The sequence below is a fragment of the Serratia sp. DFXYC6 genome (assembly GCF_057196085.1).
This window is the reverse complement of sequence record NZ_JBXUNV010000001.1, coordinates 2,517,953-2,531,731: the sequence shown is the minus strand read 5'-3', so window position 1 is coordinate 2,531,731 and position 13,779 is coordinate 2,517,953. Positions and strand designations below refer to the sequence as shown.

Genomic DNA, 13,779 nt, shown 5'->3' with positions numbered 1-13,779 from the left:
AGTAACAGTTTAAACGCTATTCCATACTGCGACCATCATAATCTCTGGAGGTGGTATGGAACATTCATTATCTGTTGAACGGCGAGGATTGCCCGGCCTGCCGGTGCTGCTGTTGGGCGGTTTCGTCACGGTGTTCGATCTGTTTGTGGTCAACGTGGCGGCGCCGGTGATCCAGCAACAGTTCGCCGCCGATTTCGCCGGGGTCGGTTTGATCGTCGCCGGTTATGAACTGGCGTTTGGGGTGCTGTTGATCGCCGGTGGGCGTCTGGGCGATCGCTTCGGGCGTCGGCGTCTGTTCAGCCTCGGCATGCTGGGATTCACGCTGAGTTCCCTGTTGTGCGGACTGGCGGGATCGCTCAGCCTGCTGATCGCCGCGCGTATCCTGCAGGGGGCGGCGGCGGCGCTGTTGTTCCCGCAAATTTACGCCTTGATGCGGGTGCTGTACGCGCCGCAACAGCGGCGGCGCGCTTTCGCCTGGCTGGGCATGACACTGGGGTTGGCGGCAATCTTCGGCCAGATCCTCGGCGGATTTATCATTGAGGCCAACCTGTTCGGCAGCGGCTGGCGCATGATCTTTTTGATCAATTTGCCTATCGGCGCGCTGGCGCTGTGGGCGGCGCGGCGCATTCCCGAATCGCGGGTGGCGCAGGCGCAGCGGCTGGACGGCGTCGGCCTGTGGCTGGCGGCGGCTGGCCTGTCGCTGTTGCTGCTGCCGTTGCTGGAAGGCCCGGCGCGCGGTTGGCCGTGGTGGATCGCGCCGATGTTGGCATTGGCGCTGCTGACGCTGTGGGGCTTCCTGCGTTGGGAACGCCGCCTGGCGCAGCGCGGTGATGATGCGGTGCTCGATCCGGCGCTGTTCCGCCAGGCGGGCTTCGCGCCGGGTATGGCGGTGGTGCTGGCGATTTATGCCACCGCTTCCTCGTTTTTCTTGTGCTTCGCGCTGCTGCTGCAGGCGGGGGCGGGGCTGACGCCTTTTCAGGCGGGCAGCCTGTTCGCCCCGGCCAGCGCGGCCTTTATGCTGGCCTCGATGCTGGCGCCCCGGCTGACGCTGCGTTGGGGCAACGGCGTGCTGAGCGTGGGCGTGGCGATTTACGCCGCCGGGTTGGCGCTATTGATGGCGCAGGCGCTGTGGGGGGAGGCGCTGGCGCATCCGCTGCGGCTGCTGCCGGGGTTGGTGGTGTTGGGATTCGGCCAGGCGCTGAGCATGACGCCGCTGCTGAATCTGGTGCTGGGTTTGGCGCAGGAGCGGCAGGCGGGCATGGCGGCGGGTCTGGTGGCCACCGTGCAGCAGGTGGGGGGCGCGCTGGGTATCGTGGTCAGCGGCGTCGGTTTTGTGCCGCTGTTGGCGAGCGGCGCGGCGGAACGCTATGCCCAGGCCTTTGCCGGTGCGATGCTCTGTAATTTGGTGGCGATGGGCGTCGCCCTGATCTTGTTAAACCGGATCACTCGAAATACTCAGAAAGCGGATCTTAAGTAGGCCGCCGGCGGGTGCTTTACTGTCGTCATCATGAGAGCGCGATAAGGAGCCACACTGATGTTTCAACCCGCCGCATTTCGCGAAGACGATCTGGATGCCCAACTGGCGTTGGTGCGCGCCCACCCGCTGGGGCTGTTGGTCAGCCACGGCGAGCAGGGATTGACGGCCGATCCGCTGCCGTTTCTGGCCGATGTCGAACAGGGGCAGATCCGGCTGCGGGCGCACCTGTCGCGCGCCAACGAGCACTGGCGACGGTTGCAACAGGCGGCGGAATGTCTGGTGATTTTTCAGGGCCAGGGGGGCTATGTGTCGCCCGGCTGGTACCCGAGCAAGCGCCAGACCGGCAAGGTGGTGCCGACCTGGAATTACAGCGTGGTGCAACTGCATGGCGTGCCGACGGTGACGGACGACCCGGCCTGGCTGCGCCGCCAACTGATCGATCTCACTGCGCAGCAGGAAGGGCGGCGTCCTGAACCCTGGCGGATCGAGGATGCGCCGGCCAACTACATCGCCGCACAGCTTAAAGGCATCGTCGGTATCGAGATCGCCGTCACCCGGCGCGAAGGCAAATGGAAGATGAGCCAAAACCGCAGCGCCGAGGATGCCGATGGGGTGATCGCCGGGCTGCGCGAGGGCGATGAAGCGCAGCGGCGGCTGGCGGCGGAGGTTGAGCGGCGGCGCGGATAGGGTATGCTAACCGAAGAGTGGGCTGAGGGAACCTTCGGATGGATTACACCAAAATTATCAAAGAAATAGGCCGCGGCAAAAACCATGCGCGCGATCTGGATCGACAGACCGCCTTTGAGCTGTATCAGGCGATGCTGGCCGGGGAGGTCCCCGAGCTGGAGTTGGGCGGCATTCTGATCGCGCTGCGTATCAAGGGCGAAGCCGAAGAAGAGATGCTGGGTTTTTACCAGGCGATGCAACAGCAGGTCTTGCCGTTGCAGGCGCCGCAGGGGAGGCCATTACCGGTGGTGCTGCCGAGCTACAACGGCGCGCGCAAGCAGGCCAACCTGACGCCGCTGCTGGCGCTGCTGCTGGCGAAAGTGGGCCTGCCGGTGGTGGTGCACGGCGTGCTGGACGACAGCACCCGCGTGACCAGCGCCGAGATTTTCCGCGCGCTCGGGCTGCCGTGGTCGGAACAGGCCGCTCACGCCCAACAGCGTCTCGATAACGGCGAGGCGGTATTCATGCCGGTTTCCACGCTGTCGGCGCCGCTGGCGCGGCAGCTCGGGTTGCGTTGGCGCATGGGAGTGCGCAACAGCGCCCATACGTTGGCCAAGCTGGCGACGCCGTTCGGCGAACAGGATGCGTTGCGCCTCGCCAGCGTTTCACACCCGGAGTATGTCGGCCGGGTGGCGTCGTTTTTCCGCCAGATCGGCGCCCGCGGGCTGTTGATGCACGGCACGGAAGGCGAAGCTTACGCCAACCCGCTGCGCTGCCCGCAAATTCACCATATCGTCGGCGGCGAACAGCGCATCTTGCTGGAACGGACCTTGCAGGATGAAACGCCGGCGTTGCCGGCGGCGAAAGACGCGGCAACCACCGCGCGCTGGACCGAGCGCTGCCTGGCGGGCGAGGTGGCGATCCCGCAGGCCATCCAGCGGCAGGTCGCCTGTTGCCTGGTGGCCGCCGGCGAGAGCGAGACGCTGGAGCAGGGGCTGAAACGCCTGCATCAGGCCTGAGCGCGACTATACTGGGATATTTCCTCATCGGCTGAGAAGGACGGTTATGCAACAGGCTCTCGATTACTTCAATCAATTGAACCAGGATTACCTCGACGTACACCGCGCCAAAGAAGAGCTGTTCTGGCAAAACTACATGGGCACCGGCGGTGAAGACGTCTCGGCGCGCTTTTCCGCCGCCGAAAGCGCCTATAAGCGCTTTATCGCCGAACCGCGCCGGCTGGCGGAGATCCGCACTCTGCTGGCCGGATTGGAAGCGTTGCCGCAGGAGGCGCAGCGCGATGCGCTGATCCACGGCCTGCAGGGTTGGCTGCGCTTTTTCGACTGCAACGCCATTGAAGACCCGCAGGCGCAGGCGCTGTTGGATCAGATCATCCACGCCGAATCCGATCTCTACTCGCGCCGCAAGGGCTATCAGGTCACCCATCTGAACGCCGACGGCCAGCGCGTGGCGGCTTCGCTCGGCGAGCTGTTGACCAATCAGGCGACCAACCCGAACGAAGACTATCGCCGCAGCTCGCAGCAGGCGCTGCGCGATCTGGAGCAATGGCTGCTGCATAACGGCCTGCCGGAGCTGATCGGCCTGCGCAACCGCTTTGCGCGCCAGATGGGCTATCGCAACTATTTCGACTACAAGGTGAACAAAACCGAGCGCATGACGCCGGAGCAGCTGTTCGCCATTCTGGATCGTTTCGAGCGGGAAACCCGCGAGGCCAACGCGCGCAGCCTGCAGCAGCTGGCGGCCGAGAAGGGCAGCCAGGCGCTGGAGCCATGGAACGTCCGCTTCGCCAGCGCCGGCGACGTCACCCGCCAACTGGATCCTTACTTCCCGTTTTCCCGTTCGTTGGAACGCTGGGTCGACAGCTTCAAACGCCTGCACATCGGTTTTGGCGGCGCGGAGATGAATCTCGATCTGCTGGTGCGCAAAGGCAAGTATGAGAACGGCTTCATGCACGGCCCGGTGCCGCCGTTTGTACGCCAGGGGGAATGGGTGCCGGCGCGCATCAACTTCACCAGCCTGGCGCAGCCGGGGCAGGTGGGCAGCGGGGCCTACGGGCTCAACACCCTGTTCCACGAGGGCGGCCACGCGGCGCACTTCGCCAACATTCGCCAGAATGCGCCGTGCTTCTCGCAGGAGTTCCCGCCGACTTCGATGGCCTATGCCGAAACCCAGTCGATGTTCTGCGACAGCCTGCTGGACGACGCCGATTGGCTGAAACGCTATGCGAAAAACGCCGCCGGTGAGGCGGTGCCCGATGCGCTGATCGAAGCCGGCATCGCGGCGCGCCAGCCGATGCGCGCGTTCAACGAACGCCATATCCTGCTGGTGCCGTACTTCGAGTGGGCGCTGTATCAGTGGGATGACGAGCAGCGCACGCCGGAAGCCATCACCGCGCTGGCGCGTGAGGTTGAGCAGAAGATCCTCGGCATCAGCGGCAGCCCGCGCCCGACGTTGGCGATCCCGCACCTGCTGTCGCTGGAGTCCGCCTGTTCCTATCAGGGTTATTTGCTGGCGATGATGGCGGTGGAGCAAACCCGTCACTTCTTCCTGCAGCGCGACGGTTATCTGACGGACAACCCGGCCATTGGCCCGGATCTGGCGCAACACTACTGGTTGCCGGGCAACAGCGTCAGCCACGACGACACGCTGCGCAGCCTGACCGGCGAAGGGTTTAATCCGGACTATCTGGCGCAGGCCTGCAACCAGACGGTGGCGCAGGCGTGGCATGAGGCGCAGCAGACGATGGCCGCCGCCGCTGCACGCCCGCAGCCGCCGGCGGATTTCGATTTGCAGGCGCATATTCGGGTGGTGGATGGCGAGACGGTATTGGCAGACAACGCCGACGGTGACGAACGGATGTGCCGCGACTTCGCTGCGGCGATAGAGGCGCGTTTGGTTTAAGGCTGACAGTAAAATCCACGCGGAAGCGTGGATTTTATTTAATGGTTAAAACCAGGCGTGATTTTATTCGAAATACACGTCGGGATTATCGGCCAAAGACACGAAGCTCTTGGTGTTTCTATCCAGCGTGCGAATTTCGCCGCTTTCGATATCGTACACCCAGCCGTGCAGGCGCAGCCCGCTGTTGCGCAGACCCACCGCCACAGAAGGATGGGTTTTGATATTATTTAGCTGAGCAATAACGTTCTCTTCCACCATAGCGTTAACTTTGTCTGTTTCGCTATTCCAGGTTTTCTTCTCGACCACTGCTTTGGCCGCATCCGCATAGTGCAGCCAGTGAGCTACCGCAGGCATGGGGTCGAGGCACTGGCAGGACGCGATAGCCTTCATGGCGCCACAGTTTGAGTGGCCACAAATCACGATATCAGTAACACCCAATGCCACCACCGCGTACTCGATGGTGGCAGAAACCCCGCCCGGCTCCGGGCCGAAGGAAGGGACGATGTTGCCGGCGTTGCGGATAACGAACAGTTGCCCAGGTTCTTGCTGCGTCACCAGCTCGGGCACCAGACGGCTGTCAGAACAGGAGATGAAAAGCGCTTTAGGATTTTGGCTGGAGGCAAGGCTGCGAAACAGTTCCTTACGCTGTGGGAAAATCTCTTTCTGGAAACTGAGGAAACCTTCAATGATATGTTGCATACAACGCTCTCTGCATCTGTAGTCTGCGTAACATGATAATCATCCTCTCCTGTTAGTCCAGCCATGGGCAGGTAAAAAAATGTGTGTGCAAGCCCCCCGCAATCCCCATTGAATACAGGGTTTCTGCCTGTTTGCGACAGAATTTTCCGGTTCGTTTACTCGTGGGGGGATGATAATGCGGGGCGGCAAGAAATTCGCTGTTGTGCCCATTCAGCGCTGACGTACGCGAACATAAAAAAGCCCGCCGGGGTGATATCCGGCGGGCTTTTTGACGTCTGGGGCGGCGATTATTTGTAGATAACCGCGGTGGCGTGCATCAGGTTATTGCCGCTGGTGGAGGTGATGGTGAAAGCCTTGGCGCCTGCGGCATCGGCTTTGGCGGCCAACTGAGACTTCAGGCTGCTCAGGTCGGTTGCGCCGCTGGCGACGATCACGCCGGCTTTTTCGAATTGGGCGGCATCCTGGGCGCTGACGTGTTCAGCGGCGAAAGTGGTGAAAGAAGCGGTGGCCAGGGCGATAGCGGCAGCAAAAGTTTTGATGGTTTTCATGTGGGTAATTCCTGTCAAAGTGAATTAGGGAGAAAGGGGTTTGCCTTTCGATGGGAGGATTATTGCGCAGTGACAGGCAGGATGAAATCGGAGAGTGTTGATAGTTTTATTCAAATTTTTTGATGTTTAATTCCCCCGTTCATCTTCTGCATAAACAGGGGGAGACGATCAGCGCGTCGGGCGCGCCAGATCGAAACGGTGCTGTTCGGAAATGCCATAGTAGGCGGTTGGGCCGCCGGCGCGCAGGATAGGTTCGGCAGCGGCGGTCTGGTAGACGCCGTGTTCGTCCAGCAGCGCCGGATCGAGGTGCACCGCCACTACTTCGCCCAATATCAGCCAGGTCTCCACCTGTTCGCCGGCGGCGGTTTGCAGCTGAATGCACTGGGTCAGGCGGCATTCGAAGTTCACCGGGCTTTCGGCCACGCGCTCGGCTTTGACCCGGCGTCCGGGCAGCGGCGTGACGCCGGCGAAGGCGAATTCATCTTCGCCGCGCGGCAGGTTGATGGCACTGTGGTTCATCGCTTCCGCCAGCGGGCGTGTCGCCAGGTTCCAAACGAACTCGCCGGTTTCCACGATATTCGCCACGCTGTCTTTCCAGCCGGTGCTGGCGAAACCGATGATCGGCGGGCGATAGTTGAAGCAGTTAAAAAAGCTGTAGGGTGCCAGATTACGCAAGCCGGCGGCGCTGCGGGAAGAGATCCAGCCGATGGGGCGCGGGCCGACGATGGCGTTCAGCGGATCGTGCGGCAGGCCGTGGCCGGCGGCGGGTTCATAATAATAACGAGATTCACGGTTCATGGGGGATCCTGCGGCAATCGATGAAGCTTTCATTGTGCCGGGTTTCCCGCCGCTGCGCCATTGCGGGCCGGATGTGTTATCTTACGCGCCGGAAATCCCTTCAAGAGAGCCCGTCACGGTGGAAAAAAAGAAAACCTTCCCGCAGCAGAAAAGCGGCCTGCATCCGCGCAACCGTCATCGTTCGCGCTACGACTTCCCGGCGCTGATCGCCAGCTGCCCGGCGCTGGCGCCGTTCGTAAAACCGAACGCCTGGGGCGATGTCTCGGTGGACTTCGCCGATCCGGCGGCGGTGAAAATGCTCAACCGTGCGTTGCTGCAACACTTTTACGGCATCGAACACTGGGATATTCCGGCTGATTATCTGTGCCCGCCGATCCCCGGCCGCGCTGACTATCTGCATCACCTGGCGGATCTGCTGGCGACCAGCAACGGCGGCGAGATCCCGCGCGGCAAGGGCGTGGCGATCCTCGACGTCGGCGTCGGCGCCAACTGCATTTACCCGATCGTCGGCCTGCGCGAATACGGTTGGCGTTTCACCGGCTCCGAAATCGATCCGGTGTCGCTCAACTCGGCCAAGATGATCGTCGAGATGAACCCGACGCTGCGCAACAGCGTGCGCCTGCGGCTGCAAAAACAGCCTGAGCTGATTTTTAGCGGCATTATCGGCGCGGCCGAGAAATTCGACGCCACCCTGTGCAACCCGCCGTTCCACGCGTCCGAGCAGGAAGCGCGCGCCAGCACCCGCCGCAAGCTGCATAAACTGGGCAAAGGGGAAGTGGCCGACAAGCCGGTGCAAAACTTCGGCGGCAAGAACAACGAGCTGTGGTGCGAAGGCGGTGAAGAAGCCTTTGTGCGCAAGATGGTGGCAGAGAGCGTCGGCAAGGCCAACAACTGCCTGTGGTTCACCTCGCTCATCTCGAAAAACACCACGTTGCCGGCCATCTACCATGCGCTGAAAGTGGCGGGGGCGGCCGAGGTGCGCACCATCGAGATGGCGCAAGGGCAGAAGATCAGCCGCTTCGTCGCCTGGACCTTCCACGACGCCGAGCAACAGGCCGCCTGGGCAGCCGAACGCTGGCGCTAGGTCTTCAGGTGCTTCGGTATGGGAGCAAAGTCCCATACCGAGGATCGGTTTTCCCCGTTTTATTGACTTATCGCATCAGCATTTCTTAACTGTAGTCATACCTATAAAAACCCCTCCAGGCAGTGTGCAATGTCTCTCTTCGCGATGTAGGAGACAGGCCGCGGCGCAGCCATGCCGCGAACTTAGTCCATTACACTGACGGGATTTATTATGATTCCTTTAGCTACGCAACAAGAGGTCGGCGCCTTAATCATCGGCATTTTCGGGCGTTTGCCGACGGCGGCGGAAATCGATTACTACGACAGCGCATTTGATATCGGCAGCCAGCCGCCCGCCTATATGGCCAGCATTTTAATGAGCCAACCCGATGCCGGTTGGATGAGCGGCCAAAGCGAATACGACATTCTCAGCCAGGTTTATTTCTCCGTTTACAATACCGCTCCCGATCCGGATTACATCAATGCCTTACTGCAACAGGGGCATTTCAACAGCGCTGTCGCCAGCGTTGTTATCGACCTCTTTAACTATCTGGGGGACGATCCGGTGATGCTGGCGCAGCGTGATGCGCTCGATCAGCGCATTGCTGAAGGTTTGTACCCCGGCACGGCCGCCGATGCCGCCGGCGGAAGCGGCGACGCGCAGGCGATGTTTTATCTGCTGCGAGCGCCCTGGCAGACCGATGAAATTGCGCATGACGGCAAGCTGCTCAATCAGGGGGGCGATCTGGCTGGGTTGGCGCAGAGCAAGATTGCCACCCTGCCGCTTAACGATCTTTCCGATCATGACTTCATTTTGCATCTGTTCGCACAGGGATTCGAACGGCCGCCGACGGCGCCTGAACTGGCCGCTTACCAGCAACGGCTGGCGGAAGGCGCGACGCGCGGCGATCTGCTGGTGGATATGATCGCGCAGTTGCGCGGGGTGGTGGCGCCGGAAGATGCGGCGGCTCAACAGCATTTCAATGCGGCGGGCCAGGAATATTCACCGGGCGAACTGCCGGCGACCGAGTATCTGGAGCAGATAGCGGCGCTGTTCCGTGCATTGCCCGAGCGGGCGGTGGACAGCGTCTCGCTGGACAATTGGAGCAAAACGCTGGCCTCCGGCACCTTGAGCTATACCGAATTGGTCTCGGCCCTTCTGGCGACGCCGGAATTTCAGGCGCAGATCGGTGGTTTGCAGGGGGACGACTTTATTCAGCACGTCTATCAGGCGGTGCATGGCCGGGCGGCGGATGAACAGCAGTTGGAACACTATCGGGCGTTGGGCGGCGACAAGGCACTGGTCACGCAGGCGGTGATCGCCGATCTGATCAATGCGCCGCCGGCAGGTGACGTTCAGTATGAACAGTGGATGTTCGCGCGCGATGTCGGCGCCAGCCTGGCGTATAAAACGACTGCTTCTCTCGCCACCAGCGAGGGCGGCGGCAACGCGTCGGGTACGGTGAATACGCATGCTCACCATACGCTGAGCAATGCGGAAACCGCCGTGCTGTTCAGGGTGTTCCTGGATGCTGACGCGGACGTTACGGTTGACCTGGGCTATGCCTCGCAGCTTTCTTACCTGATCGTCAATGGCGACGCTGCGGCGGATATCCGGCTGCATAATAACCCTGCGGCTCGGTATGGGGTGGAGATGACGGTAAACAATGCCAATGTGACATTGCATGGCACCCATGGCGACGATCGGGTGCAGCTCACTTCGCAGGCCGATCTCGCCGCCGCCCAAGGGCACTTTTCTCTGAACAACGGCAATGACAGCCTACTGTGGGGAGGCAATGCCGATGGCGGCGCCAATCATGTGGGGTGGATATTCAGCGCCGATGGCGGTGACGGGCACGATATTTTGTCCGCCAACCTGATCGTCAAAATGACCTCGACGCTCGATCTTTTTGGCGTGCGCATCAGTACGGTGAGCAGCAATGCCGCCAATTTCAGTCATTTCGAACAGATAGATATGGCGGGTTACATCGGCCAGGCGGAAGCTACGCTGACGCAAATCGGTTGGAACGGTTACAGCACGAAAGCGCTGGCGACGAGCGCCCATGTGTTTGACTACGGGGTGCTGAGCGGCAACGCCACCGTAGAGGGAACGGACGGAGGGACGGTCGTGCAGAGCCGGGCGGCGCAGGCGCTTGGCCGTGAGGGATTGTTGCTGTCCGGGCGGGCGGATAACGTCAAGGTGATCAACGCCAATGCCGATGCGGCGCGCCTTGAAATCAGCGGCATCGGTGATCATGCGGACAGCCGGCTGGAGATAGCCTTCCTTGAGAATGCCACCGATCGTTTCGACCTGTTGTTCTCCGGGCGCGGTAATGCCGGCTCATTGGCGCTTGACTCGCATGGCGATGAAAATCCATTGACATTGGTTGCCATTAACACCGGCGGCTGGGGAAATGGCGCCTTGACGCTGACAGGGCAAAATGATCAGGTGCAAGACATTACGTTGTCCGGCGGCGCGAATTTCAACCTGACGCTAACGGAGGGGTACACTCAGGTCCGCCAGGTTGACGCTTCGGCCTTTGCCGGTAATGGGTTCACCCTGACGTCCTCTCATGGCGGCAGCGGTGACGGCACGATCATTCAAATGTTGGGCTTGCTGCCGTTAAGTGGTGGCGCGCAGGCCAAATTGGCGCCGCTGCTGGAAGATCTTGGGCTACAGGGCGAACAGCTGTTGGTCAAAGGCGGAGGAGGCAGCGATCAATTTAACGTGCAGGGAGACACGACGATCGTCGCCGGCGCAGGGAAAAGCCACGTTACGCTGCAGAGCAGCACGGCGGCGTCAGGCGTGACGTTAAAAGACTTTTCGCTGACGCAGGGCAGCATCGACGATGTGCTTTCAGGTCTGCGGATCGCTCAGGGGGCCGGCGGCGGGAAGCTGGCGGATTATGGCGTCAGCGATGCGCAAGGCGTGGAGGCGAGAATCGGCGCCCTGACGGCCGAACAGGGCAGCAGCGCCAGCCAGCTGTTGGCCGCGTTGCTCGATCTCGGTCAGCCTGGAGCATTGAGCGCCAAGGTCGGGGTCAGCAGCGTTCTCGGCGAGCAAAACAGCAGCTACCTCATTGTCGATAACAATGATGACCACCGTCTGGATGCCGCGGACAGCGTCATCCTGCTCTTGGGGCAGGATCATCAAAGTTTGCTCAATGAACTGCGCTATGTGCCGGAAATCATGCTCAACGGCACGGTGGTTGAGCCGGAGCCGCTGGTCGCGTAAGAGGCGATGTGTTAGCTCAACGGCGCCGGTTATCCTGCCGGCGCCGACAAAAATCCGCATTTTACCTTTCAATTTTCATCACTTACGTTATTCTCATTACGCATTTAATAATAAAAATCTTAGGTTATTGGTTTATTTAAATTCGAATAATTACTTTACTGAATAAATAAATTTAATCCGGTTAAGAGCAATAACCAGAAGGTTCGGCGCTGCCCGTACCTTCCGCGATGGCACGTCTGCGTGTGGGCGCGGCATGTGGCCAGACAAAATAAGAAAAGCGCCATCATCTGCCACAAGGACTACACCTTATGCTGTTACGATTCAGTCAGTTAACTACCCACAAAGGCGCCGAGCTGGGCGCGATAGAACACGCCGTTCCCATGATCGTATTCTCGCCCGACGGCACGGTCTTGCGCGCCAACGATCTCTTCCTCAACACGCTGGGATTTCAACGCGATGACGTGATTGGCCGGCATCACCGTATTTTCTGCGATCCGAACTATGTCGCCAGCCCGTTGTACCGCAAGCATTGGGAGACGCTGAATAAGGGGCAACCCATCACGGACACCCTAAAACGCATCGCGAAAAACGGCGAGACGGTATGGCTGCAGGGCACCTACGCGCCGGTGCTGAATAAACAGGGTAAGGTGGTGGAAATCGTCAAGATCGCCAGCGAAGTGACCGAGCGAGTGACCCAGGCGCAGGAACACCGCAGCCTGCTGGCGGCGCTGAATCGATCGATGGCGATGATTTCTTTCACGCCGCAGGGCACCATTGTCAGCGCCAACGACAATATGCTGGCGCTGATGGGCTATCGGCTGGATGAGGCGTGCGGGCAGTCGCATGCGGTGCTGTGCCCGCCGGCGTTCGCCGCTTCCGACGACTATCGGCGGCACTGGCAGCGTCTGGCGCGCGGCGAGTTCATCACCGGGCGTTTTGAGCGCGTCAACCGGCGCGGCGAACGGGTATGGCTGGAGGCCAGTTACAACCCGATCCTCGACAATGAAGGCCAGGTGGTGAAAGTGGTGAAAATTGCCCAGGACATCACCCGATTGATGCAACAGCAGCAGCACGAAGAAGAGATGGTGCGCAACGCGCATCATCTGTCGCTGGATACTGACCGGCAGGCGGCGCAGGGCGCGGTCATCGTGCAGCAGGCGGTGAAGGGCATGCAGCAGGTCGAAGCGGCGGCGCGCGAAACCTCGGACGTGGTCACCGAGCTCGGCAAGTGCTCTCAGCAGATCGGCACCATCGTCGAAGCCATTCGTAAAATCGCCTCCCAAACCAACCTGCTGGCGATTAACGCCTCCATCGAAGCTGCCCACGCCGGTGAGCACGGGCGCGGTTTTGCGGTGGTGGCCAACGAGGTGCGCACGCTGGCGGAACAGTCGCGCAAGGCGGCGACCGAGATCGAACGCATGACCAAGTCTATCCAGCAAGGCGTGGCGGCGGCGATCGCCGGCATGGCGACCTGCGTGGAACAGGCCGGCGGCGGTGTGGCATTGACCCATGACGCCGGAGAAGTGATTAACCAGGTCAATATCGGCATGCATGACGTTGTGAAGCTGATGCAGGCCTTTACCTCGGTGAAGCAGGGCGATGCGCTGCACTGAGTCTGCCGGACGCCGCCTCTGAAAACGAGGCGGCGTTTGCCTCCCCCCACCGATTCCTGCGCCGTTGAGCTGCGGTTCAATTTTACCGGTCTATGCTAGACTTGATGTGAACGAACGTTCGTTCATTAATTAATATCAATTTATGGCGCCAGGCGCCCCCTTCACCGTTTCGGGAACTGACGATGGGAAACCGAGAAAAGATTGTCGAGGCCGCGCTGCACAGCTTTACCCATCAGGGATTTCACCAGACCAGCATGCGGGATATCGCCCAGGCGGCGGGCGTCAGCGTGGGCAACCTCTATAACCATTTTTCCGGCAAGGAGGCGCTGATCGGCGAGATAGCGCTGCTGGAAAACGGCGTATTCGCCGAGTTCGCCGCCGGATTATTGGCCGACAGAAAGCGGCCGAAACAGGCGCTGTCGATTTTTTTCACCGCCTATCATGCCTTTGTCGCCGAACCGGCCAATGTTCAGCTGTCGGCGGAGATCGTGGCGGAGGTGGCGCGCAACCCGGCGTTGGCCGAGCCGTTCAGCGCCAACCAGCGGCAGTTGATTGAGGCGCTGGCGACGGTGATCGCCGAGGCTCAGCAAACCGGTGAAATCGCGGCGGCGATAGCGCCGTTACCGCTCGCGCAGCTGGTGCTGGACGTGATCGAAAGCCAGGCCTGGCGGCAGGCGATCTTTGCGTCGCCTGCACCGGAGGAGACCACGCCGGTGCGGCTGTTGGAACAACTGCTCTACCGGCATCCCTAATCGAGGT

The 13,779-nt window shown here is 60.9% G+C and carries 11 protein-coding genes; 8 read left to right on the top strand and 3 right to left on the bottom strand.

What is annotated here, in order from left to right:
• Positions 1-55: 55 nt before the first annotated feature.
• The 4 genes from AC2CGQ_RS12370 to AC2CGQ_RS12355 are packed head-to-tail and all read left to right on the top strand — an operon-like array spanning position 56 to position 5,065.
• Complete coding sequence (locus tag AC2CGQ_RS12370) at positions 56-1,477, top strand: MFS transporter (RefSeq protein ID WP_484593685.1); 1,422 nt, start codon at positions 56-58, stop codon at positions 1,475-1,477.
• A gap of 57 nt (positions 1,478-1,534) precedes the next feature.
• Positions 1,535-2,164 carry an FMN-binding negative transcriptional regulator gene (locus tag AC2CGQ_RS12365; RefSeq protein WP_085336447.1) on the top strand — a complete coding sequence of 210 codons (630 nt, stop codon included), beginning with the start codon at positions 1,535-1,537 and terminating at the stop codon, positions 2,162-2,164.
• A gap of 38 nt (positions 2,165-2,202) precedes the next feature.
• Positions 2,203-3,162, top strand: a complete 960-nt coding sequence (gene ybiB / locus AC2CGQ_RS12360; RefSeq protein ID WP_048322521.1) for a DNA-binding protein YbiB — start codon at positions 2,203-2,205, stop codon at positions 3,160-3,162.
• A 46-nt stretch (positions 3,163-3,208) separates the two neighbouring features.
• A complete protein-coding gene (locus AC2CGQ_RS12355) occupies positions 3,209-5,065 on the top strand; it encodes a M3 family metallopeptidase (protein WP_156865339.1) in 1,857 nt (618 codons plus the stop codon).
• Between the two features lie 63 nt (positions 5,066-5,128).
• Here the strand turns inward: AC2CGQ_RS12355 and AC2CGQ_RS12350 are convergent, their stop codons facing one another.
• The 3 genes from AC2CGQ_RS12350 to AC2CGQ_RS12340 all read right to left on the bottom strand — a co-directional run bounded on the left by AC2CGQ_RS12350 (position 5,129) and on the right by AC2CGQ_RS12340 (position 7,110).
• Positions 5,129-5,764: a carbonic anhydrase gene (locus AC2CGQ_RS12350; RefSeq protein WP_004939270.1), complete on the bottom strand. Its 636-nt coding sequence runs from the start codon at positions 5,762-5,764 to the stop codon at positions 5,129-5,131.
• A 287-nt stretch (positions 5,765-6,051) separates the two neighbouring features.
• On the bottom strand, positions 6,052-6,312 hold the full coding sequence (bhsA, locus tag AC2CGQ_RS12345; RefSeq protein ID WP_004939265.1) for a multiple stress resistance protein BhsA: 261 nt from the start codon (positions 6,310-6,312) through the stop codon (positions 6,052-6,054).
• Positions 6,313-6,480: 168 nt separating this feature from the next.
• The gene (locus AC2CGQ_RS12340) at positions 6,481-7,110 is read right to left on the bottom strand and encodes a flavin reductase family protein (RefSeq protein WP_015377149.1); all 630 of its coding nucleotides are present in this window, start codon (positions 7,108-7,110) and stop codon (positions 6,481-6,483) included.
• Positions 7,111-7,228: 118 nt separating this feature from the next.
• On the opposite strand from AC2CGQ_RS12340, the gene rlmF reads away from it, so the two are divergent.
• From rlmF to AC2CGQ_RS12320, 4 genes are all read left to right on the top strand, one after another.
• Positions 7,229-8,194, top strand: a complete 966-nt coding sequence (rlmF, locus tag AC2CGQ_RS12335; RefSeq protein ID WP_166444974.1) for a 23S rRNA (adenine(1618)-N(6))-methyltransferase RlmF — start codon at positions 7,229-7,231, stop codon at positions 8,192-8,194.
• 210 nt (positions 8,195-8,404) lie between these two features.
• On the top strand, positions 8,405-11,407 hold the full coding sequence (locus AC2CGQ_RS12330) for a DUF4214 domain-containing protein (RefSeq protein ID WP_484593684.1): 3,003 nt from the start codon (positions 8,405-8,407) through the stop codon (positions 11,405-11,407).
• Between the two features lie 308 nt (positions 11,408-11,715).
• The gene (locus AC2CGQ_RS12325; protein WP_015377151.1) at positions 11,716-13,020 is read left to right on the top strand and encodes a methyl-accepting chemotaxis protein; all 1,305 of its coding nucleotides are present in this window, start codon (positions 11,716-11,718) and stop codon (positions 13,018-13,020) included.
• A 182-nt stretch (positions 13,021-13,202) separates the two neighbouring features.
• Positions 13,203-13,772: a TetR/AcrR family transcriptional regulator gene (locus AC2CGQ_RS12320; RefSeq protein WP_004939249.1), complete on the top strand. Its 570-nt coding sequence runs from the start codon at positions 13,203-13,205 to the stop codon at positions 13,770-13,772.
• Positions 13,773-13,779: the final 7 nt, after the last annotated feature.

Bases quoted from the DNA above. Each gene is read 5' to 3' on its own strand.
- AC2CGQ_RS12330 (WP_484593684.1), top strand. From the start codon at position 8,405: ATGATTCCTTTAGCTACGCAACAAGAGGTCGGCGCCTTAATCATCGGC.
- ybiB (WP_048322521.1), top strand. From the start codon at position 2,203: ATGGATTACACCAAAATTATCAAAGAAATAGGCCGCGGCAAAAACCAT.
- AC2CGQ_RS12370 (WP_484593685.1), top strand. From the start codon at position 56: ATGGAACATTCATTATCTGTTGAACGGCGAGGATTGCCCGGCCTGCCG.
- bhsA (WP_004939265.1), bottom strand. From the start codon at position 6,312: ATGAAAACCATCAAAACTTTTGCTGCCGCTATCGCCCTGGCCACCGCT.
- AC2CGQ_RS12355 (WP_156865339.1), top strand. From the start codon at position 3,209: ATGCAACAGGCTCTCGATTACTTCAATCAATTGAACCAGGATTACCTC.
- AC2CGQ_RS12320 (WP_004939249.1), top strand. From the start codon at position 13,203: ATGGGAAACCGAGAAAAGATTGTCGAGGCCGCGCTGCACAGCTTTACC.
- AC2CGQ_RS12340 (WP_015377149.1), bottom strand. From the start codon at position 7,110: ATGAACCGTGAATCTCGTTATTATTATGAACCCGCCGCCGGCCACGGC.
- AC2CGQ_RS12325 (WP_015377151.1), top strand. From the start codon at position 11,716: ATGCTGTTACGATTCAGTCAGTTAACTACCCACAAAGGCGCCGAGCTG.
- AC2CGQ_RS12350 (WP_004939270.1), bottom strand. From the start codon at position 5,764: ATGCAACATATCATTGAAGGTTTCCTCAGTTTCCAGAAAGAGATTTTC.
- AC2CGQ_RS12365 (WP_085336447.1), top strand. From the start codon at position 1,535: ATGTTTCAACCCGCCGCATTTCGCGAAGACGATCTGGATGCCCAACTG.